Source organism: Clostridium sp. D46t1_190503_E9, assembly GCF_015555225.1.
Classification (GTDB): domain Bacteria; phylum Bacillota; class Clostridia; order Clostridiales; family Clostridiaceae; genus Clostridium.
Map to the genome: position 1 here is coordinate 62364 of NZ_JADNKB010000016.1, position 6912 is coordinate 69275.

Here is a 6912-nt window from a genome sequence, read left to right on the forward strand (position 1 = left end):
CTCCTACAACCCTAATTTCCTCCTATCAAATAACTTTACTTTTCTTACAACTTTAATTTCATCAATTTTTAGCCAAAATTCAGCAGATACGTCAGCAGCATCATCGTGTACTGTAAACTTTTGACCTGCAAATTCCATAAGTTGTTCTCTAAACTCCATATCTTCTTCTGCAAAAATAAAAGTACCATTATTCACATATGGTACTATCGTTGAGATTTTATCATCTTTATTTCTTCTTTGCATTTCATTTATTATTTTTATATTTCTATATTTTAAAATATGATGATCACTTATAGCTTTTTCAAGCTGGTTTGCATCAGCTCCATTGAAAGTATTTTTTTCTATATTGACATGAGTAATATCTTCATATCCAAGCAAATAATCAATCATTTTTTGAATATATTTATCAAATTCTTTTCTAGCATTTATTTTTTCCAACTTTGATTTTCTAGCATATTTATTCCCATTACTACCTTCAGAACCAACTAAGAATGCACAATAGTCATTATTGGCTCCACCACTTGCAGCTGGATCCACACAAAGCATTGTTTTTGTAAATTCATGAGTTTCTATAATATTTCTAGGCTCAGTATTTACTCTTTTAAAATATTTTTCTCCTATAGAATCTACATCGCCTTGCACCTCTTGTTTAAATGAATTAGGATTTTCGAAATAATCTAGTGCTAGTTCTAAACAATCCCAAAATTCACTCCACAAGGTAGGAAACTGCATTTCTTTTTCATGTTTATAATAAAATTCTTTAGCATCTTCAAGTCTATCCTCATTTTTAAAGTCATGTAAAATCTCACTAAATTCTTTCCATGGTCCATGAGAAAAATAATAGTCTAATCCATTAACTTTTTCACCTTTTTCATTTATAAAATCATCAATAAGTACACCTTTATATTTTTTAAATTTCCATGTAGCTGATTTAAGCAATCTAGAATAGAAACATTCTTTATGTTGCTGAGTTCCCCATGCTAGAAGAACTGTACCTTTTTTTATAATTTTACCATTACGTTTCACAGGTCTTTGCTTAGCAAACTTAACATCATCTGAATACTTTTTCCATTTTTTCAACCTGGCTTCTTCAGTTCTTACATCATCTTCTGATTGATAATCATCCAGGATTATTAGATCCGGTCTTACGTTTTTATATTTTCTACCTCTCATTGGAGAAGTTGAAGATATTGCTTCTATAAATGTTTTATTAGTAAACTCTAACTGAGTTGCATTACAAATAAAATCTCTATTCTTATCATCAAGTAACTTACCAAAAGCTGACTCAATATGCTCATTTTCAATCATATTATCTTTAATATCTTTGATAAACTTTTCAGCAGTAGATCCTATGTCTGAGCATATCAATACATAAGTTTTATGTTTATAGGCTACTACCCAACAACTAGGACCTAAAGTACCAAAAGCAGATTTACCAGTACCTCTTGAAACTACTCGACCTAATTGCTCTGGTCCAGTACCAATTACAGATTCTTGTATATCTCTCCACATTTCATGGTGAACTTCAGCCATAGGAGCTGCTGCATTATCTTCTTTAGGTAAATATATATCTTGCAAAAAATACAAACAAAAAAACTCTAAACTTATTTGTCCTAGTTGCCACGCTAACCCATGGTAACCAAACAAATTTTTAGAGTTTTCAATAATTCTTTTATCAGTTAATTCTTCTGCTTTTTCATCATCTATACCTAAATCAGTATAGGATTTTTTTAAGTAGTGATAAAGCAGCCATTTATTACGGGCCTCATCACTAGGAAATTCAAATGGTATATTCATGCTTTATCACCTTCTTTCTTTTTTATTAAATTAAGTCAAATAATTCTAAATTTCTATTCCTACTGTCTAAATATTTATTCCAATATAATTTATCATTATCTTCTTCATTATATATTGCTTGTTGTATAAGAATACTAGACGCTCCTGTTAATCTAGAAATGACACTATCATTAATACCTACTATTATCATATTTTTAATTGCATATTTAATTAATCCATTTAAGTCATTTCTACCAGTACATACAGCTAAAAACCAAGATATACTAGAAGTTGGTACTGGAAGACGCTCTCCCTTTTTATTAATAAATAAACTATCTGAGACTTTACTATTTTTAATTAATATTTGGCTTCTTATATCTATGTATTTTTTAAGTTGCTGTCCATATTTCTCTGGTAAAGTTAGTCTAAAATCATTAATTGAAATTTTATTATATTTAGCAATATCTTCAGTTACTTTAATCTTTCTCAATTCTCTATAAGTAATTCCATTTAGTGCAATCAATTTTAAACATAAAGCAGCAATGAATTTACTATATTCTTTGTCTTTAGAAATCACGAAATTACTATCCTTATCTAACACCTCATCACAATTAGAAATTAAATCTCTTACTTCTTCTGATGTATATATTTTGTATGTATCCTTTTCTTTTAAATCAGGATCCTCAGATATATATTTATTTATTTGATATAAATATGATTTATTTATTGTTGTTGGTAAATTCAATTCTTCATAGAATTCTTTATTTTCTACATATCCATGTGAAATTAAGTATTTGAAAAATTCACTTATTGCAGAAGCATATCTCTTTGCTTTACTAACAGAAGCTAAATTACTTTTTATTTTATAATAATTGATACTTTCTATTACATTCTTAGTTCTAATACCTTGTAATACCTCTTTACATAATGGTAAGTTTTCAGATATTAGAAAATCAAGAAAATTTTTAACATCACTTCTATATCCATCTGGTTTTTTAATCAAAAATTCTTCTAATCGTTCGTTAATATTCATAAAATCACTCTCCTATAGAATAATAATTCTACAGAAGTCACATTTTCCCTTTTAAATTTCTTCTATGGCTCCATGAGAATTTCATTTAGCATAAAAAACTTAATTACTTATACTCACGTCATCATTTTTCCTGCTCTTATTTTTATACCATTCTCTAACTTTACGGGATAAAATTCGTATATTTATTTCATTATTTTTTATAACTTTTTTACTTTCTTCTGAATATGTGGCTTCAATTCTATTAATATCTGATACCTTTATAGCTACATGCTGTAATTCACTAGATTGGTCTTGAAACCAATCATCATCAATATGAGACTCTCCATATCTATAAGTTTTATAATCAGCAAGTATAACAAAACTATCTTGATAAGATCCTTTATACTCAAACTTAATAAATGCTCCATCATAAATTATTTTTTCTGAAGTCACATATACTCTAACCCATGTTCCATATTCATTGTCAATAATATCATTAAAAATATTAGATGAATTACTTCTATTAACGCATATAAATTTCATAAAAAATATCCATATTTCTGATTTCAGGAACATAGTTACAAAATAAGATAAAAATAAAGATACAATACATATAATAACTTTAATTGTGTTTTCGTAAATATCAAAATTATAATTCAATTTATGATATATAAATTGAATTAATGTTATTATTAGAAAACTACTTAATATATAATCCAACAATGAATTTTTCAATTCCTTACCCTTCAAATTCAAAATATAGTTATATGTTTGTATAAAAATAAATCCAGGCACTATATAAATTATAATATTAGGCAATACATTAATTAATTTAGATATTTCCTCGGCATTCATAACTATTTATTACCTGGTTTTCCTGGTCTGCTATATTTAGGCATAGTTGAATATTCTACCGAATCTTCAAATAATTTTTTTCCATATGAAGGTTTTATACGACGTTCATCACTACCATTCCCACTTTCTTTAGTATTTCCATTTAGATTCGGTTTGTTAATATTGTTATTATCAGACATATACATATACCTCCTTAATATATTATATATTACCTAATTCTACCTTTTTCCTCAAACTCCTCTTAACATCTTAAATTTTTTAAAAATACTATAGAAATTGTGTGACTGGTCAAATGGTCCTACGTACATTCTCATTTTAGAATGTACCCCCACCTTTAGGAGAGTAATTTGCCTATAGAGAATTATTTCGCTAAATCTTGATTTCACGAGCCAACTTCAAACCACCTATTCAAGCCATTTGTAAGATGCGAAATTTATGTTTTTTGTTTACTATTAATAAACTTTTAGTATTAAAACTATTATTTCGTACGTACTAATACGAAATACTATTTAATAACCTTCAAACTCTTAATTTCTTCTAAGTCCTTCTTCAAGTCATTAACATCCTTATTCTTTTCTTTATCGTCATTATTATTTTCTTCCTTAGCAGCAGTTGGAACACCAAGAGATCTATCTAATAGGTACTTAATAGCATTGTATTTAACACGTTGGTCACTACTTTTATATGCTAAATCAAACATTTTATCTACTAAATTATTAGTTTGATTAATAATTTTATTCTCTGCATTTTTTTTAAGAGCCTTTCTGCGGGTGTCAAGCTCAGCCTTGAACTCATCATCATTCTCCCATCTACTTAAAGTCCTAGTACTAATACCAACTCTATCGGCAATCTCTGATTTTAACATAGTTCCACTAAGAAGATATTCAATTGCATCAATGTGTCTTTCATCTAACATATACAAATCACCTCCATGTCTAAATGTCTTACATATAAAAAAAGAAAAGACATATATAAAAGCCTTTTCTTAAAATCTCTATGATACAATAATACACTGTCTAAAATGGTAAATGTTGATTAAAGTTTGACTTTTTATTGATAAATGTTTGATATTTATTGATTATTACATGTTTGATATTTATTGATTATTACATTTTTTATATTTAAATACGTAATAAATTAAAAACTATAATATCGTTGATATAACTAGCTTTAAACAAATTATCAAATTATATATATTACACTTATTACATTTCTATGTAACTTCTGTAACCATTGATATTACTAGCTTTAATAACATTTATTACATTATTACACTTTTGAAAATTTATATAGTATATATAGAGAAATATATAAATTAAATATCTCGTGCGTAACTATTTATATTTATATTTATGTAATAATGTAATATTTATATATATTATATAGCTTAAAGCTAGTAGATAAGCCATTTCTTTATGTTACATTTTTATTACACTAGTATTACAAATCGAAACTTTAAATGTAATATTTCTCCACCCACCACCTTGTAACTTAGTAAATAAGCCATTTGTTAATTTGTGCATATTACATTTTTAAATTTAAATAAAGGATTTCTTAATCATAGGAAGAATTATACCATTAAAGGAGTGAATTAAATATGTATAAATTTTTAGATAATCTTAAAACTAAGTTTCCAAAATATTATAAATCTAAATTTAAAAATAAATTTAATTTCGGTAATTTTATACTTTGTATTATATTCTCAACAATTATCTTTTTTATATTAAGAAAAACGCCACTTATACCTAATGATTTTCTTTATAACTTATTATCCGTCCCTTTGATGCTGCTATTTATTTATATATTTGATTTCACTGAAAAAATAAAAAAGTTACTCCTTAATATTCTATTTCCTATTCTACTGATTATTTCATCTATTTTTTTTATATTATTTTTAGTAATTACTTTAAGTAAATGGCTTTATTCATTTACTAGTTCATCTATTGTTAACATAGATGCTAGCAATAAAGAATATTTTTTCTTAATATTTACTTCTATTTTTACAAGCATATTTGGCTTGTTAGGAACCTTAATAGGTACTTATATTTCTGGAAAAAAATCAGCAGATTTAGTTAAGATGGAATTTATTCATAATAAAAATGATAAACTAGAAGAGCTAGAGAAAAATAAAGAATTCTCACTTAAAATAATAAAGAAATTACTTAGCCAGGAATTAAAAAATAACTTTAATTTTCTTAATAGATGTAATTTATTTGCTAGTTTGAAAAACAAGAACTATAACCATAGCCTTAGTAAACCTTTTAAAGATGGGTTAGAATTCAATGTATATGATAATGTTAAATTTGAATTAATTAAATACCCTACTAATGATGAACTAATAGAAAATATACTCAAAGTTTATGGTTTGCTTCAAGAATTAACTAAATATGATAGAGTTAAAGATATTATAGATAAAGAATATAATAAATTCATCAAACTTGAATATTTAATTACTAATATAATTACTACAATAGATTCTATAAAAAACTAAAAGCGAGGTAATCCCTCGCTTAAAATATTGAATCTAATACCTGATTAACAGCTGCATTCTTAATTCTACATATATGTTCTTCAGCTAAATCTAATTTAGCAGCAATCATTCTATTATTATATTTCTTGAAATATCTCATTTCTATTATTATTTTTTCTCTTTCTGTTAATGATCCTATAGCATTATCTACCTTTAAAAGTTCAATTTCCTTTTGCCTTTTATATCTTTCCAGTTGATTTATTTCAATTTCTCTATTAACAACTTCATTCTCTACACTAGAATTAAAACTATTAGTAGATTGAGTTCTTTCTTCATAGCCTATAGCTCCTGGACCATTAAACTCATTTTTTATATTTTCTATATCCAATTCTATATTTTTAATCTGAGCTTTTACTTTGTTGTAATTATAAAGAATAGCCTCAGTTTTCCTATAAAGTGGATTATTATTCATTGGCTACCTCCTGAGTGCAAGTTAATTAATCCTTTCTTGCAAATTTACTTTTTCAGATTCTAATTTAGCTTTTTCCGTCCATTTTTTATTAGCTACAGCTTTGGCAATTTGCCTATCTATTTCTTTAATTCTATCTCTATAAACATCTTTCATGTCTATTCTCATATTATCCCTCCTATAGAGTGGACCATAAGATCCACTCATAATATGTCTTTTTTCTGAATTGCGCACTAAAAAATACCGCATATTCTTTTGAATAATACGGTACTTCTATTATCCCTGTGCTGCTAGCTGTATTCCTGCTATTATAACAAGGAGTGATATTGA

The 6912-nt window shown here is 26.2% G+C and carries 8 protein-coding genes; 1 reads left to right on the forward strand and 7 read right to left on the reverse strand.

Translation table 11 applies throughout. The annotated features are described in order from the left end of the window. Window positions 1–3: 3 nt before the first annotated feature. From I2E83_RS16175 to I2E83_RS16195, 5 genes are all read right to left on the reverse strand, one after another. Window positions 4–1797, reverse strand: a complete 1794-nt coding sequence (locus tag I2E83_RS16175) for a hypothetical protein (protein WP_195430944.1) — start codon at window positions 1795–1797, stop codon at window positions 4–6. A 25-nt stretch (window positions 1798–1822) separates the two neighbouring features. Continuing rightward, window positions 1823–2809: a hypothetical protein gene (locus I2E83_RS16180; RefSeq protein WP_195430947.1), complete on the reverse strand. Its 987-nt coding sequence runs from the start codon at window positions 2807–2809 to the stop codon at window positions 1823–1825. A gap of 99 nt (window positions 2810–2908) precedes the next feature. Next, window positions 2909–3331, reverse strand: a complete 423-nt coding sequence (locus I2E83_RS16185) for a hypothetical protein (RefSeq protein ID WP_195430949.1) — start codon at window positions 3329–3331, stop codon at window positions 2909–2911. A gap of 314 nt (window positions 3332–3645) precedes the next feature. Then, entirely contained in the window at window positions 3646–3822 is a 177-nt protein-coding gene (locus I2E83_RS16190) for a hypothetical protein (protein WP_195430952.1), read from the reverse strand. A gap of 326 nt (window positions 3823–4148) precedes the next feature. After that, window positions 4149–4559, reverse strand: a complete 411-nt coding sequence (locus I2E83_RS16195) for a helix-turn-helix domain-containing protein (RefSeq protein ID WP_195430955.1) — start codon at window positions 4557–4559, stop codon at window positions 4149–4151. 681 nt (window positions 4560–5240) lie between these two features. On the opposite strand from I2E83_RS16195, the gene I2E83_RS16200 reads away from it, so the two are divergent. Continuing rightward, entirely contained in the window at window positions 5241–6134 is an 894-nt protein-coding gene (locus I2E83_RS16200; protein ID WP_195430958.1) for a hypothetical protein, read from the forward strand. A gap of 19 nt (window positions 6135–6153) precedes the next feature. On the opposite strand, the gene I2E83_RS16205 is transcribed toward I2E83_RS16200, so the two are convergent. Together I2E83_RS16205 and I2E83_RS16210 are read right to left on the reverse strand one after the other, a co-directional pair. Then, complete coding sequence (locus I2E83_RS16205) at window positions 6154–6585, reverse strand: sigma factor-like helix-turn-helix DNA-binding protein (protein WP_195430961.1); 432 nt, start codon at window positions 6583–6585, stop codon at window positions 6154–6156. Between the two features lie 21 nt (window positions 6586–6606). After that, window positions 6607–6750: a hypothetical protein gene (locus I2E83_RS16210; RefSeq protein ID WP_195430963.1), complete on the reverse strand. Its 144-nt coding sequence runs from the start codon at window positions 6748–6750 to the stop codon at window positions 6607–6609. Window positions 6751–6912: the final 162 nt, after the last annotated feature.

Bases quoted from the DNA above. Each gene is read 5' to 3' on its own strand.
- I2E83_RS16175 (WP_195430944.1), bottom strand. From the start codon at position 1,797: ATGAATATACCATTTGAATTTCCTAGTGATGAGGCCCGTAATAAATGG.
- I2E83_RS16195 (WP_195430955.1), bottom strand. From the start codon at position 4,559: ATGTTAGATGAAAGACACATTGATGCAATTGAATATCTTCTTAGTGGA.
- I2E83_RS16180 (WP_195430947.1), bottom strand. From the start codon at position 2,809: ATGAATATTAACGAACGATTAGAAGAATTTTTGATTAAAAAACCAGAT.
- I2E83_RS16190 (WP_195430952.1), bottom strand. From the start codon at position 3,822: ATGTCTGATAATAACAATATTAACAAACCGAATCTAAATGGAAATACT.
- I2E83_RS16185 (WP_195430949.1), bottom strand. From the start codon at position 3,331: ATGAAATTTATATGCGTTAATAGAAGTAATTCATCTAATATTTTTAAT.
- I2E83_RS16200 (WP_195430958.1), top strand. From the start codon at position 5,241: ATGTATAAATTTTTAGATAATCTTAAAACTAAGTTTCCAAAATATTAT.
- I2E83_RS16210 (WP_195430963.1), bottom strand. From the start codon at position 6,750: ATGAGAATAGACATGAAAGATGTTTATAGAGATAGAATTAAAGAAATA.
- I2E83_RS16205 (WP_195430961.1), bottom strand. From the start codon at position 6,585: ATGAATAATAATCCACTTTATAGGAAAACTGAGGCTATTCTTTATAAT.